The organism is Turicibacter sp. GALT-G1 (assembly GCF_025594995.1).
GTDB classification, from domain to species: domain Bacteria; phylum Bacillota_I; class Bacilli_A; order MOL361; family Turicibacteraceae; genus Turicibacter; species Turicibacter bilis.
This window is the reverse complement of record NZ_JAMQUS010000046.1, coordinates 36,426-51,854: the sequence shown is the minus strand read 5'-3', so window position 1 is coordinate 51,854 and position 15,429 is coordinate 36,426. Positions and strand designations below refer to the sequence as shown.

General features: G+C 32.4%; 11 protein-coding genes and 1 other annotated feature. Of the genes, 3 read left to right on the top strand and 8 right to left on the bottom strand.

The annotated features are described in order from the left end of the window. Positions 1-74 precede the first annotated feature (74 nt). The 3 genes from rpoE to NEH74_RS08600 are packed head-to-tail and all read right to left on the bottom strand — an operon-like array spanning position 75 to position 2,680. A complete protein-coding gene (gene rpoE / locus NEH74_RS08610) occupies positions 75-563 on the bottom strand; it encodes a DNA-directed RNA polymerase subunit delta (protein WP_055276636.1) in 489 nt (162 codons plus the stop codon). Between the two features lie 21 nt (positions 564-584). After that, positions 585-2,246, bottom strand: a complete 1,662-nt coding sequence (argS, locus tag NEH74_RS08605; protein ID WP_082427791.1) for an arginine--tRNA ligase — start codon at positions 2,244-2,246, stop codon at positions 585-587. 5 nt (positions 2,247-2,251) lie between these two features. After that, positions 2,252-2,680: a DUF1934 domain-containing protein gene (locus tag NEH74_RS08600; RefSeq protein ID WP_262941279.1), complete on the bottom strand. Its 429-nt coding sequence runs from the start codon at positions 2,678-2,680 to the stop codon at positions 2,252-2,254. A gap of 434 nt (positions 2,681-3,114) precedes the next feature. On the opposite strand from NEH74_RS08600, the gene pulA reads away from it, so the two are divergent. Next, positions 3,115-6,180 carry a type I pullulanase gene (gene pulA / locus NEH74_RS08595; RefSeq protein WP_055304579.1) on the top strand — a complete coding sequence of 1,022 codons (3,066 nt, stop codon included), beginning with the start codon at positions 3,115-3,117 and terminating at the stop codon, positions 6,178-6,180. A gap of 160 nt (positions 6,181-6,340) precedes the next feature. Next, a complete protein-coding gene (locus NEH74_RS08590) occupies positions 6,341-8,257 on the top strand; it encodes a YgiQ family radical SAM protein (RefSeq protein WP_055241360.1) in 1,917 nt (638 codons plus the stop codon). A gap of 194 nt (positions 8,258-8,451) precedes the next feature. Here the strand turns inward: NEH74_RS08590 and asnS are convergent, their stop codons facing one another. After that, the gene (asnS, locus tag NEH74_RS08585; RefSeq protein ID WP_055304577.1) at positions 8,452-9,843 is read right to left on the bottom strand and encodes an asparagine--tRNA ligase; all 1,392 of its coding nucleotides are present in this window, start codon (positions 9,841-9,843) and stop codon (positions 8,452-8,454) included. 227 nt (positions 9,844-10,070) lie between these two features. After that, positions 10,071-10,294 (bottom strand) — a binding site (T-box leader). Between the two features lie 583 nt (positions 10,295-10,877). On the opposite strand from asnS, the gene NEH74_RS08580 reads away from it, so the two are divergent. Beyond that, entirely contained in the window at positions 10,878-11,444 is a 567-nt protein-coding gene (locus NEH74_RS08580; protein ID WP_055304575.1) for a Maf family protein, read from the top strand. 905 nt (positions 11,445-12,349) lie between these two features. Here NEH74_RS08580 and mnmE read toward each other — a convergent pair. The 4 genes from mnmE to rpmH all read right to left on the bottom strand — a co-directional run bounded on the left by mnmE (position 12,350) and on the right by rpmH (position 15,080). After that, on the bottom strand, positions 12,350-13,708 hold the full coding sequence (gene mnmE, locus NEH74_RS08575; RefSeq protein WP_055276631.1) for a tRNA uridine-5-carboxymethylaminomethyl(34) synthesis GTPase MnmE: 1,359 nt from the start codon (positions 13,706-13,708) through the stop codon (positions 12,350-12,352). A 111-nt stretch (positions 13,709-13,819) separates the two neighbouring features. Further along, positions 13,820-14,431 (bottom strand): RNA-binding cell elongation regulator Jag/EloR, encoded by a 612-nt coding sequence (gene jag, locus NEH74_RS08570; RefSeq protein ID WP_055243405.1) that lies wholly within the window; start codon positions 14,429-14,431, stop codon positions 13,820-13,822. A gap of 117 nt (positions 14,432-14,548) precedes the next feature. Next, positions 14,549-14,890 carry a ribonuclease P protein component gene (rnpA, locus tag NEH74_RS08565; RefSeq protein WP_055243404.1) on the bottom strand — a complete coding sequence of 114 codons (342 nt, stop codon included), beginning with the start codon at positions 14,888-14,890 and terminating at the stop codon, positions 14,549-14,551. Between the two features lie 55 nt (positions 14,891-14,945). Next, complete coding sequence (rpmH, locus tag NEH74_RS08560; RefSeq protein ID WP_006784010.1) at positions 14,946-15,080, bottom strand: 50S ribosomal protein L34; 135 nt, start codon at positions 15,078-15,080, stop codon at positions 14,946-14,948. Positions 15,081-15,429 lie beyond the last annotated feature (349 nt).

The window sequence follows — 15,429 nt, the reverse complement described above, 5'->3', positions numbered from 1 at the left end:
ATGCCGGGCGCACATAAAAAGATTGCACTCCAATATTGAGTACAATCTTTTATAGATATTATATTTTCTAATGATTACTCCATCTCATCCTCGTGATAAATAGCTAAACCTTCGAATTCATCTGAATCTTCTCCAACTTCAGCATTACTCTCATCACTATAATCATCTTCAGCTTCTTCTTCGTCAACAAAGTCATCATTTTCATCTTTGTCTGTATCATCTTCTTTATAATCCATTTCTGTATCATACGAATCAAACCCATCTTCTGTAATAGGTTCTACTTCTTCATCATCAAAGTCAATATCATATGTATCATAGTTAGCTACTTCATATTTTTGGCGTGATTTTAAATCCCATTTATCTTCACCAACAGTTACGAACTTACCACTTAATGTAAGATCTGTATAGAACTGAGCTAATTTAGATTGGAATTGTTCATCTGTTAATCCCATAATTTCACATACTTCTTTAGCAATTTTCTCGAATTTTTGAGGTTTAATTTTACGTTGAATAAGTAATTCCGCTACTTCTAACATTGACATTTCTTCATTATGTGTAGTCATTTTAAGTCCTCCTCTAATAAATTACATTCTTTCCGGTGCATCTACACCGATTAATTCCAATGCATTCTTAATTGTTACTTCTAATGCTTTGATTAAAGCTAATTTTTCATTTGTTTTTTCTGTATTTTCTTCATTAATAACTTTTTCTGCATTATATAAACTATGGAATGCTGTTGCTAAGTCATTAATATAATTACAGATTAAGTGTGGTTTACGTTTTGCAGCTGCATCTGCGATTACCATTGGGAATTCTCCCATTAACTTAATTACTTCATATTCTTTTTCATGTGAAATAAACTCATATTCATCTTTTAAGACTGGAGAGAATCCTTTTTCTTCTGCTTGTCTTAAGATTGAACATGTTCTAGCATGTGCATATTGTGCATAGTATACTGGATTTTCGTTTGATTTCTTAGTTGCTAAATCTAAATCGAAGTCCATTTGTGTTTCTCCACTACGCATTACGAAGAAGTAACGAACAGCATCTACACCTACTTCGTCAACTAAATCACGTATCGTAACAGCTTTTCCTGTACGTTTTGACATTTTAAATTCTTCGCCATCTTTAATTAAACGAACCATTTGAATAATATCTACTTCTAATTTATCTGCTTCATAACCTAAAGCTTGCATTGCTGCTTTTACGCGGGCAATATATCCATGATGATCTGCTCCCCAAATATCGACTAATTTATCATTTCCACGATTTAATTTTTCGATATGGTTAGCGATATCTGGTGTTAAATATGTATATGAGCCATCAGATTTTCTTAATACACGATTTTTATCATCTCCAAAATCTGTTGAACGGAACCAAACAGCTCCATCTTCCTCATAGATATATCCTTTTTCCTGTAATAGATCAATTGACTCTTTTACTAGATTTTTATCATAAATAGCTTTTTCACTTGTAAATAAGTCAAATTCCACACCAAACATATTTAAATCTTGTTTGATTTTGTTTAATTCATAGTCTAAAGAGATTTGACGAATTAAATCATAATTTTCATCTAATTTATCAACAAATTGATCTTGATATTGTTCTGCCATCATTTTTCCTAATGAGATGATGTCAGGTCCATAGTAACCATCTTCAGGCATTTCGGCGTCTTTACCTAATGCTTGTAAATAACGAGCATATGCCGAGATTACTAAGTTATGAATTTGATTTCCAGCATCATTAACATAATATTCACGTGTTACATCATATCCAGCTTTAGATAAAATACGACATAATGAATCACCTAATGCTGCTCCACGTGCATGCCCTAAGTGTAAATCACCTGTAGGATTTGCTGAAACGTATTCTACATTGTATTTTAAACCATTCCCTGAATTACTTTTTCCATATTCTTGACCTAATTCAATAATATTTTTAATTGATTTAGTAAATGCATTTTTATTCATGAAAAAGTTAATAAATCCTGGTCCCGCAATTTCTACTTTTTCAACATTAGCATTTTCATTATTAAAATTGCTTAATAATTCTTCTGCAATCATACGTGGATTTTTTCTTGCTAATTTAGTAAGTTGCATTGCTACGTTTGTAGAATAATCCCCATGATTTACATCTTTTGAATTTTCTAAAATGATGTTAAATTCATCTTCAGCTTGAATATATCCACACTTTAATACTGCGTCTTTAATTTCTTTTCTTAAATTATCTTTTAATGTTTGGATCATATATATTAAATATCCTCCTTATTAAATTGAATTATTAATTTATAATTCCCTGATCTTTCACCTGATACAAATAGATCATAGTCCAACGTTAACCGGATAGATGTATCATTTTCTTCTAACATATAGCAGTGTGTTTTAACTTCACTATCTAACTGACCATAAACTGTTTTAATATAACCTTGTACAGTTTCAGTAGTTCTATATGTTTGATCTATAATGACTTGACCATCACGACGCACACGAATTTGATCATGATTAAACTCAATCCTACACTTTGTAGTTGAATTATCATCAAAGTTTGTTTCATCGAAAAATAGATAATATTTATCATTTTTTTTATAAAGAATCCCTGAAGTCTCATAATTAGTCTCAGTTACATCTAATCCTTGTATAACTTTCATACAAAAACTAACTAATCCAGATATTTTATTCATACTCATTTTACCATCATCCATAATGTGTAAGTTTATCTATTAATTATAGCACAATTTATTTTATCGATTCTATATGATTATTGCAATAACTTTATAAATATATACAATACAAACTATCATTTAACAGTTATGTAGATTAATCTATTTGTTCTTTAAAAGCTCTATTGTAAAGAATCATTAATTTTTTTCTCCTATTTGCATAAGAAATAAGTCTTAAATTTATAAGATTATCTGATATGTAAAGTAGTTTTAATTTACAAAAATTTATTTTTGAAAAAGGAATATTTTTAATAGGTTATAATCTTTGAAATGCTATTAAAGTCAGACATCTCTTTTATTTTCAAAGTAATCGTTTACACACCACTGTAAGCGTATACTTTGATTGACCAAAAAATGGTACAATTTAAAATGTAATTTAATATAGGGGGGATAATATGAAGCGTTTAATTTCATTACTACTAGCAATAGCGATTGTAGTAACATCACTTTTACCAAATGGGAGGATTTATGCAACAGATAATGCAAAACTAACAATCCATTATCAACGAACTGATGGAGTATATGATGATTGGAATATCTGGGCTTGGGATACGGGAACGGAAGATATGGAACAAATTGACTTTACTGCTAGAGATGACTTTGGTTACATTGCAGAAATCGAAGTAGCTGTAGGTAATGAATCGGGATTCATTATTCGTAAAGGGGATTGGGTAGCTAAAAACTGTGATGAAGATCAACGTATCTTAGTTGAACAAGATACTGAAATTTGGGTAACAGAAGGACAATGTGGATATTTAACTGAAGCACCAGAAGGTGCAGGTGGTGAAGTTGTACAATTACCAACTGCTGCAAATGCTAATGAATCTACAGTAAGTGATGAAGAAGCTGAGATGCAAGTATTTGTACACTATTGCCGATATGATGATAAATATAAGAAGTGGAATATTTGGGGATGGATTGGAGATAAAGAGGGATTATCTTATGCATTTAACGATGAAGATGATTACGGAAAGATTTTTAAAATGAATTTAAAAGATTTAAATGGGGCTCAACAACTTGGAATTATTATGAGAAAGGGAGATTGGGACTCCAGAGATATTGATCAAGATCGTTTTATTGATTTAACAAAAGCGAAAGATGAGGTATTACATGTTTATTTATTAGAAGGAGATCCTAATATTTACTATAATGAGGATGATGTAGATTTAAGACCTCGTTTATCTTCAGCTACTTTTACGTCATTAAAAAAGGTTATTCTAACAGCACCAATTCCATTCACTTCAACAGATGGAATCGAAATAAAAGATAATTCAGGAAATATACTTGAATTAGATCAAGTGTTGGTAGATCAAACAGGTTCTACGATTGTAGTATTATTAAAAGAAGATATTAACTTAGAAAACTCTTATACAATTTCAAAAGAAGGATTTAAAGATGCAATCGAGGTATCTTATACAGGACTTTTTGATTCAGAAGAATTTCATGATGCATTTTATTATGATGGTGATGATTTAGGATTTACTTATTCTAAAGATAATACATCATTTAGAGTATGGGCACCCACTGCTAGTAAAGTCATTTTAAATTTATATGAAGCGGGTAGTGGGGATAACTTAATTGAAAAAATCGATATGACTCGCGATGTTAAAGGAACATGGGTAGCAGAAGTTTCTGGTGATTTAAATCTTACATATTATACATATGAAGTAACAGTTGGAAATCAAACAAACGAAGCTGTTGATCCTTATGCACGTGCAGTTGGAGTCAATGGAAATCGTGCGATGGTTGTAGATTTAGATTTAACAGACCCTGAAAATTGGGCTGAAGATGTAGCTCCTGAATTTAGCGGAAATCCAACAGATGCTATTATCTATGAGTTACATATGCGTGACTGGTCAACTCATGAATCGTCAGGATTAGAAAATGTCGGGAAGTTTTTACAATTTACTGAAGAAGGTGGAACAGATCACTTAACAGATTTAGGAATTACACACCTTCACTTACTTCCAGCATTTGATCATCGTTCAATTGATGAAACGAATTTAGATGAAGCACAATTTAACTGGGGTTATGATCCTCAAAATTATAATGTTCCTGAAGGTTCTTATTCAACAGATCCTGAAAATGGTGAAGTTCGTATTAATGAGTTTAAACAAATGGTTCAATCATTACATCAAAATGGAGTTCGTGTTGTAATGGATGTTGTTTATAATCATACAGGTGCAACCGCCGATTCAGATTTTAATAAAATTGTTCCAGGATATTATTATCGTCAAACAACAGATGGTGGATTCTCAAATGGTTCTGGTTGTGGTAATGAAACAGCTTCTGATCGTTCAATGATGCGTAAGTTCATGATTGATTCAGTTACATACTGGGCAACAGAATATAATATTGATGGATTCCGTTTCGATTTAATGGCTTTACATGATATTGACACAATAAATGAAATTCGTAATGCTTTAACTGAAATTGATCCAACAATCATTACTTATGGTGAAGGTTGGGATGCAGGTGGTTCAGCATTAAAACCAACTGAAGCTGCATTAAAAATCTATGCTTCTCAAATGCCAGGAGTTGCGATGTTTAGTGATGATATTCGTGATGGTATAAAAGGTAGCGTGTTTAATGCTGAAGAGCCTGGTTTTGTAAATGGGCAATTTACTTTTGATGAGCGTGTTAAATTTGGTATTGTTGGTGCAACAGAACATTCTCAAATCGATTATAATCGCGTAGCTTTAGCAGGTGGAGCAAGTGGTCCTTGGGCAACTGAGGCAGCTCAATCAATTAACTATGTCTCAGCACACGATAACAACACGCTTTATGATAAATTAATCGCAACTCTTCCAGATGCGGATGAAGAAACAATTAAATTAATGCAAAAGCAAGCAAATGCTATCATATTAACTGCACAAGGTGTTCCTTTCTTACATGCAGGTGTTGAAATGATGCGTACAAAAGATGGAGATCATAATAGTTACAATGCTTCGGATGAAGTTAATCAAATTCATTGGAATTGGAAAAACGAAAATCAAGATGTTTATAATTACTATAAAGGATTAATTTCACTTCGTAGGGCACATCCGGCCTTCCGTATGTCTGCACAAGAAGATATTCAAAATAATTTAACATTCATGGAAGATATTCCTCTTGGAGTTGTTGCTTTCAATTTAGAAAATAATGCAAACGGGGATTCAGCATCAGATATTACAGTTATCCACAATGCTACAGATAGCGAACAAGTCATTTCTTTACCGAAATCTGCAGACTGGCAATTAGTTGTAAATGGTGAGACAGCTGGAACTGAAGTAATTGAAGTTATTAAAGGTGATTCAATAACAGTAACGCCACATTCTTCTTATGTATTAATGATTGATGATTCAATGAATACAACAGAAAACTTTAACCAATTATTATTAATTGCTGGAGCAGCATTACTTGTTATTGCTGGAACAGCTAGTTATATTATTTACGATAAAAAAAAGAAAGCTTCTAAATAATTTCTAAAAGAGACTAGTCGATGAGATTAGTCTCTTTTAATTTTCCTTAAATTTTAATAGATACCTAGACTTTTTTATAACTATTGCTAATAAATGTGTTTCATGTTTTAAGAAGAAACCTGTTATAATGTCGATAGACTGAATTTGACGAGGTGATAATATGTCAGAATTTTTACCAGTAACACACGAGGAAATGAAGGCTCGTGGTTGGGAACAGGCTGACTTCGTTTATATTACGGGTGATGCTTATGTGGATCATCCTTCATTTGGTGCTGCGATTATTACAAGAACACTTGAAGCATATGGTTATAAGGTTTGTATTATTTCACAACCAAATTGGAAAGAGGTTGAAGAGTTTAGACGTTTTGGAAAGCCTCGTTTAGGTTTTTTAATTTCTTCTGGAAATATTGATTCGATGGTCAATCATTATTCGGTATCTAAACGCCGTCGTAAAAAAGATTCTTATACTCCTAATGGGGAAATGGGAAAACGTCCTGACCGTGCAACTATTGTTTATTCTCATATGGCACGTCAAGCTTATCCAGATGTTCCGATTATTGTAGGTGGAATTGAGGCATCTTTACGTCGTCTGGCTCACTATGATTATTGGGATGATAAAGTTCGTCGTTCTTTATTATTAGATGCTAAAGCTGATTTATTACTTTATGGGATGGGCGAAAAAATTATTATTGAGGTTGCTGATGCTTTAAATGCTGGAATTGCAGTTGAAGACTTAGTTTATATTCGTGGATCTGTTTGGAAAACTAAAGATTTAAGTCGTGCTTATGATTACATCATGCTTCCAAGCTACGAAGAAATTGTAGCGGATAAAATGACTTATGCAAAAAGTTTTAATATCCAATATGAGAATACGGATTCAATTGTCGCAAAAACATTAGTTGAGCCTTGCCAAGGTTGGTATGTAGTTCAAAATCCACCAGGTGAACGTTTAACTCAAGAAGAAATGGATTATACGTACGCTCTTCCTTATACAAGAGAATATCACCCAATGTATAAAGAATTAGGACATATTCCAGCAATTGATGAAGTGAAATTTAGTTTAATTTCTAATCGCGGATGTTATGGTGGGTGTAATTTCTGTGCTCTAACCTTCCATCAAGGACGTACCATTCAAACACGTTCTAAAGAATCAATTATTGAGGAAGCTAAGAAGATCACGGAAGATGTTAATTTTAAAGGATATATTCATGATGTTGGAGGACCAACAGCTAATTTCTATGCCCCAAGTTGTGATAAACAAATAACAAAAGGTGTTTGTAAGAAAAAGCAATGTTTACATCCTAATCCATGTAAACAATTAAAAGTAGATCATAGTGAGTATCTTGATCTTCTTCGACAATTAAGAACTTTACCAAATGTGAAGAAAGTATTTGTTCGTTCAGGAATTCGTTATGATTATGTGATGTATGATAAAAATGATGAATTTTTCCATGAATTAGTTGAACATCATGTCAGCGGACAATTAAAAGTGGCCCCTGAGCATGTTTCAGATAAGGTGTTACATTATATGGGGAAACCAACACGTTCTTTATATGATCGATTTGTAAGAAAATATTATGCAATTAATAAAAAGTTAAATAAAGATCAGTACTTAGTGCCATATTTAATGAGTTCACATCCAGGTTGTGATTTACATGGTGCCATTGAATTAGCTGAGTATTTACGTGATATTAATCATCAGCCAGAACAGGTACAAGATTTCTATCCAACACCAGGTACGTTATCCACAACGATGTTCTATACAGGCGTCGATCCTCGTACAATGACACCAGTTTATGTTCCAAAAAATCCTAATGAGAAGGCAATGCAACGTGCCTTAATTCAATATAAAAATCCAAAGAATTATGATTTAGTTTATGAAGCCTTACAAAAAGCCGGACGTTTAGATTTAGTTGGCTATGAACCTGAATGTTTAATTAGACCAGTAAAACCAAAATTACCAGTAAAATCAAGTAAACTAACGACTAAATCAAATCAAAAACAACAAAAAAATTATCAAAAGCCAAGTCATAAAAAGGCTTATGAAGGTGGAAAGAAAAAAAGAAAATCTCGCTAAATTATAAATAACATAAAAGCTTATTAATTTATTAGTTAAAAAACACGTCAATTAAGCCGACGTGTTTTTTTGTCTCTTTTATACTTTAGTAATTGATATACTTTTGGACAAGGATTCTTTATAATGCCCACTATATATGCTATTACACATTTTACAAAATTAAAACTCTCGTTTGCACGAGAGTTTTTAGTATTTTAGAATTCTGCATTTTTAGGTGTACGTGGGAATGGGACTACATCACGGATATTTTCTACTCCTGTGATGTACATGATCATACGTTCAAACCCTAAACCGAATCCAGCATGTTTGACTCCACCATAACGGCGTAAATCTAAATACCAATCTAATTCTTCTTTTGGTACTCCGATTTCGTCCATACGTTGTTCTAGGATTTCTAAACGTTCTTCACGTTGTGAACCACCGATTAATTCACCAACACCTGGTACTAAAAGGTCCATCGCAGCAACAGTTTTTTGATCATCATTTAAACGCATGTAGAAGGCTTTGATATCTTTTGGATAGTCTGTTACGAAAACTGGTGCTTTAAATACTTCATCAGTTAAGTAACGTTCATGTTCTGTTGATAAGTCAATTCCCCAAGATACTGGGTTTTCGAATTTTTTATCAGCTTGTAATAAGATTTCGATTGCTTCTGTATATGGAAGGCGTTTGAAATCAGATGCTGCTACTGCTTTAACACGCTCTAAAACTCCTTTGCTTACGAATTGATTAAAGAATGCCATTTCTTCTGGAGCATGCTCTAATACGTAGTTGATAATATATTTAACCATACCTTCTGCTAAATCCATATCATCTTGTAAGTCAGCAAATGCAATTTCTGGTTCAATCATCCAGAATTCAGCGGCATGGCGTTGAGTATTAGAGTTTTCTGCACGGAATGTTGGTCCGAATGTGTATACATCACGTAAAGCCAATGCGAATGTTTCAGCTTCTAATTGTCCTGATACTGTTAAATTTGTTGATTTAGCGAAGAAGTCTTGTTTGAAATCAACTGCTCCTTCTTCAGTACGTGGAACGTTGTTAAAATCTAATGTTGTCACTTGGAACATTTCTCCCGCACCTTCAGCATCAGATCCCGTGATAATTGGTGTATGAACATAAACGAAATTTTGCTCTTGGAAGTAGCTGTGGATAGCATGAGCAACTAAAGAGCGAACACGGAATACTGCAGCGAATAAGTTTGTGCGTGGGCGTAAGTGTGCAACTTCACGTAAGAATTCACGTGTGTGGCGTTTTGGTTGGATTGGGTAATCTTCAGGACAATCGCCTTCTAAAATTACCTCCTGTGCTTTGATTTCAAATGGTTGTTTAGCATCTGGTGTTGGCACTACTAATCCACGAACTGTGACTGCTGAACCAACACGGAACTTTTGAACTTCTTTAAAGTTTTCTAAGTTTTCCTCATAAACAACTTGGATTGTCTCGAAGAATGAACCATCATTCACCATTAAGAATCCAAATGATTTTTGAGCACGGTTATTACGAACCCATCCGTTTAATTCAACGATTTGGTTAGCATAACGATCTAAGTTTCTAAATAATTGACGTACAACGATTTTTTCCATTAAGAGGTCCTCCTTTTATAATAAATCAATATTTTGTTGCTTGGATATTTCAAAGATATCCACAAATCAAATTAAACTTTAAACTTCTATAATAAGTATTTTTTAAAGAAAAACATACATAATCTAGATTGTCTTAAATTCCTATAGATGAAATTTCAAATGTTTTTTTGAATGTGTGGATAAGTTATTGAGAATCACCTCGGGCAACAAAAAAACAGTCTTCGCCCAAAAGGGACGAATGACTGTTGATCCGCGGTACCACCCTAGTTTAAGAACTAATCTGTTCTTACCCTTTATCTTTAACGCAGGATCTACGACTTAGTCTACTCACAATTTTGCTTTCGGTAAGTAACTCCAAGGTGTTCTTCACTTTCAACGCCATATCAGGCTTCCACCGTCCCTGATTCGCTATAACTTAATTAAAAGCTACTCTCCTTTTCAACGTAAGTATTTACTTAATTAAGATATTATACTGTAAGTCATTATTAGTCAATAATTATCCCCAGAATTATCAAAAAATATATTCTGTCATTTTAGTTTAATTTTTTGAAGTAAAAAATATTCTCGTAAATAGAAAAATTATTCTTTTCATAAAAGCGTTGTGCTTTTTTATTTTGTCATATTGTTTCCAAACAAATTGTATCATTTTGTTCTAAATATTTAAAAAATTTTGTGCTAATTCACTTACTACGATATGACTCTTTAACAAATAATTCGTCAACATATACTATGTCTCCTCCATATTCATTACTCCAATAATTTATAAGTAAGGCATACCCAATTATTTTCCGATGTTGTTTAAAAAGTAGAATTTTGTCGAGTTGTAGACGAATAGGATAGTGTTTAATATTTTTTGAATTTTGTCTAATGATATAGATTGTTGTTGAATCTTATCTTTGTATAATTTTATCATCATATGAAGTAATTCGTTATAATTTGATTGTATATATGGGATTATTTTAAAGTTCGTTAATAGGGACCCTTTACTTGTGTTATAATAACTCATTATATTTTGAATAAAAGGAGTTTTTAAGATGGGAATTATATTAGCTTCTCAGTCTCCAAGACGAAAAGAATTATTAGAGTTAGCGGGAATTGAACATCGTGTGATTGTGAGCCAAGTGGATGAGATATTAGATGAGGATTTAGATGTAGCGGGACAAGTTCAAGATCTTGCGATTCAAAAAGCTTGTGCAGTTGCTGAGTTATTTCCTCAAGAGACAATTATCGGTGCTGATACGATTGTTGTATTTGGTGGAAAGATTTTAGGGAAACCTAAAAATGAAGAAGATGCATTTAATATGCTAAAATCATTATCAGGACGTAAACATCAAGTAATGACTGGAGTCAGTATTATTAATAAAGATAAAGAGTTATTAACAAGTTTCGTTAATATTACCGAAGTAGAATTTTATAATGTAACTGATGAATGGATTTTAAATTATATTCAAAGCGGAGAACCTATGGATAAAGCAGGTTCATATGGAATTCAAGGAAAAGGGTTTGAATTAGTTAAATCTATTTCTGGAGATTATTATAGTGTGATGGGATTACCTATTGCTTCATTAAAACGTACATTAACACATTTAGGTTTAATTTAGGAGTCGGATCGATTTGATCCTTTTTTTTTATAGTTAATATATTATTTATTTAATAATAACTTTAATAATAATGTTTGGGGATAGTGGGGATAAGTGTCTGAAAATGTCGGTTTTCCTATGTTTTTGACTGTGTAAATCTTGTGAATAAGTTGTAGATAAGTGTCGATTATTGTCCACATAGGTGTGAACTTGTTGTAGATAGTTGTTTTTATTTGTCGGTTTTTAGTAATCTAAATTTCAGTGATTTTCCCTGTTATATTTTTAAAATTCGTAGATTTATGATGAAAAATAAGAGATTTTTAATAAAAATGGAATGAGGAAATTTCGACATTTTTTTTAAAATATAATGATTTTATACATTTTAAGATTATTCAGCAAATTTAGAGTTAAAAAGATAGAAAGTAACTAATTTTTTATATAAGATGTGAATTAATACATATTTTAAAGGAATTTGTTTTAATATCTGGGGGTTAAATTTTAATTGAGAAATTTATATTAAGATAAAATTAATTTAATTTAATTCAGATAGCTGGCCATATTCTTTATTAAAGAATATGGATGAATTTTTTTATTTACGACAAAGTTTGATATTATATTATATATTTTTTATTTATAATAATAACAATAATAATAAATGTTGTGAATAATGTGGATAAACGTCTGAAAATGTCGATTTTACCATGTTTATACCTGTGTGTATCTTGTGAATAAGTTGTAGATAAGTGTCGATTATTGTCCACAGAGTTGTTTACAGTGTGTAGATAACTTATTTTATTGTCGAAATTTTAGAATAGAAGCAAGCGGAATTATAACACGAAAATAAGATGCATTTTATTTTAATTTTGAGATATTTTTCCTGTATTAGTGCATAAAAAAAGATTAGAGATAAAACTCTCTAATCTTTTTTATTTACCTAAACAGAATTTACTGAAGAGTTCATCTAGTAACGAATCTCCAATTTCTTCTCCTAGAATTTCTCCAAGTGAATACCAGGCATTTTTTATATCGATTTCTACCATATCCACAAGCATTCCCATTTGCATAGCATTGATGGCATCTTCAATTGAAGTAATGGCTTGTTTTAATTTTGCAATATGGCGTGCATTTGATAAGTAAGTCATATCAGATGAACCAATGTCCCCGATTTCAAACATTTTTTTGATACTATTTTCTAAGACTTCGATTCCTTGCTCAAGTACCATTGATGTTTCTACATACGATGGTAATTCAGAACGTTCAATGTTAGTTTCTAAGTCAGTTTTATTTAAGATGATGATACGATTTTTATCGGCAGTTAATTGTAATAATTCACGATCATCAGCAGTTAATGCTTCATTATTATTTAAAACAAGTAAGACTAATTCGGCTTCATTGATTAATTTCTTAGATTTTTCGACACCAATCGCCTCAACGATATCTTTCGTTTCACGAATTCCAGCTGTATCAATTAAGTTTAAGGTTAATCCCCCGATATTGATATATCCTTCTACTGTGTCGCGTGTTGTTCCAGCAATGTTGGTTACGATAGCTTTTTCTTCGCGCATTAATTGATTGAGAAGGCTCGATTTTCCGACGTTAGGACGCCCGATAATTGCAGTTTTAATTCCATCTCGTAGGATTTTCCCTGTTTTAGCTGTGTCGAGTAGTTTTAACATTTTTTCGTGAATCTCGATTGAACGAGGAAGTAAAATGTCATTCGTCATTTCTTCCACATCATCGTACTCTGGATAGTCGATGTTAACTTCGATGTTAGCAACAATATTTAAAATTTCTTCGCGCATTTCTTTGATTAGGCGAGATACACGTCCATCTAATCCATTTAAAGCAAGTGATAAGGATTGTTCACTTTTGGCGTGAATAATGTCCATGATTGATTCAGCTTGTGCTAAGTCGATACGTCCATTTAAGAACGCACGTTTTGTAAATTCTCCTGGTTCAGCGATTCGTGCACCAGCCACCAATAATAATTCAAGAATTTTATTTGTGACTAAGATTCCACCGTGACAGTTAATTTCAACGACGTCTTCGGCTGTGAATGTTTTAGGTGCTCGCATAACAGAGACTAATACTTCATCGACTTTTTTATTTGTTTCAGGATCATATATAAAACCATAGTTAATGGTATGGCTCGGTACTGTTGTTAAATCTTTACCACGGAATAGTTTATTGGCAATTGGTAAAGCGTCATCTCCACTAACACGAATAATTGAAATGGCACCTTCACCCATTGCGGTTGCAATTCCCGCAATTGTATCTTGTAACATGTGGACACCTCCATTACAGTTATGTTAATTTTATTTAAATTTTATTCTAGATGTATTTATTTTAACACTTTCTCTAAAAAAACGTCAAAATAGACCTCTTTGGAGGTCTATTTATCGTTTATATTTAATCATAATGTATCGGTTCGGATCGGCACCTTCAGACACGGTCTGGATGTGTTTCCAATCAGATAAAGCTTGATGGATTAATCGGCGATCGTATGCATTCATCGGATCAAGTTTAGCATCGATTTTTGTTTGAGTGACTTCTTTAGCAATTTTGCGTGCGAAGTACTCAATTTTTTGGTTGTGTTGTTGTTTATAGCCGTTAATATCCACAAGTACTTTTAAATGAGATTTGGTATATTGATTCACGACTTGGCTAGTTAAGGTTTGAATGGCTTGAAGTGTTTTTCCTTCACGGCCAATAATCATTCCATTGTTATTGCTGTCTATGTTAAATGTGACAGAATGTTGTGCCGAATCTACTTCGACAGTTCCTTCTAAACATAAATCACTAAGTAGTTGAAGAAGATATTTTTTTCCTTCTTCGATTGGATCAAGATTTAATGTGACCTTTGCTTTAACATAGGCTCCAATTCCGAAGATCCCTTTTTTCTCTTCCAATACATGAATCGTCAAATGTTGTTGGTCGTGATGAAAATGATTCTGTGCTGCCACAATGATATCATCCATAACTTTTCCTTCGAATATTTTGGATTTCATCTAAATCACTTCTTTCTTTGAAATATTTCCGACCAACGTTTGAATCCATGCTATGAATGTCTGCCAGTTTTTATTTCAACAGATGGTCGACACGTCCTAATACAATTGTAATCCTTTTTATTTTGGAATAATATCCATTTTTTTATATAGTTGTTCTAATTTTTCTTTAAAAGTTGCATAGTCTAAATCTTTTACGCCTTTACGAGCGATTACGAAGTAATCATAATCTGGATTCATTTCATGCTTATGTTCAGTTGTGACGTTACGGATGTAGCGTTTGATTTTATTACGTTCAAAGGCTTTTCCGATTTTTTTCCCAACTGAGATTGCAATTCTGAAGTTGTCAGTCTCTTTATTGGCATACTTATATACAATAAAGTAAGGATTCGCTTTTGAACGTCCTCGTTTCATGACTTGTTCAATTTCTTGACTTTTTTTAATTCGATAACTTTTTTGCATGTTCTCACCCGCTATATTTTTTTAGCTAGTAAAAAGACCACTTTAAAGAGTGGTCTTATGCACATAACACTTTTCTACCTTTTTTACGACGACGAGCTAAAACATTGCGTCCTCCTGGTGTTGCCATACGAGCGCGGAAACCATGAGTTTTTGCACGTTTACGTTTGTTTGGTTGCCAAGTACGTTTCATCTATAACACCTCCTAAGAGTTTTATACCATAGCATAGTTCAATATTATAGTGAATCATCACTATAAAGTCAATCATTACTTTTTGGATATATGTGTATCCAAAAGTTATCCATTGTGGATATGTGAATATAGATGAGTTATACACCACTTAACTTTTTTATTCCACAATATTATTCACAATTCGACACGGTGTTTATACCTTACTCTGTGGATATTGGGGATAAATGTGAAAAACGTTGATATTATCAATAAAATTGCTGTGAGTTATCCACTGTCGATTGTCGAAAAGTGTAGGAGTTTGTTAAATGATATCACATATCCACAAGCATGTTTATAACTTTTTGTTGAT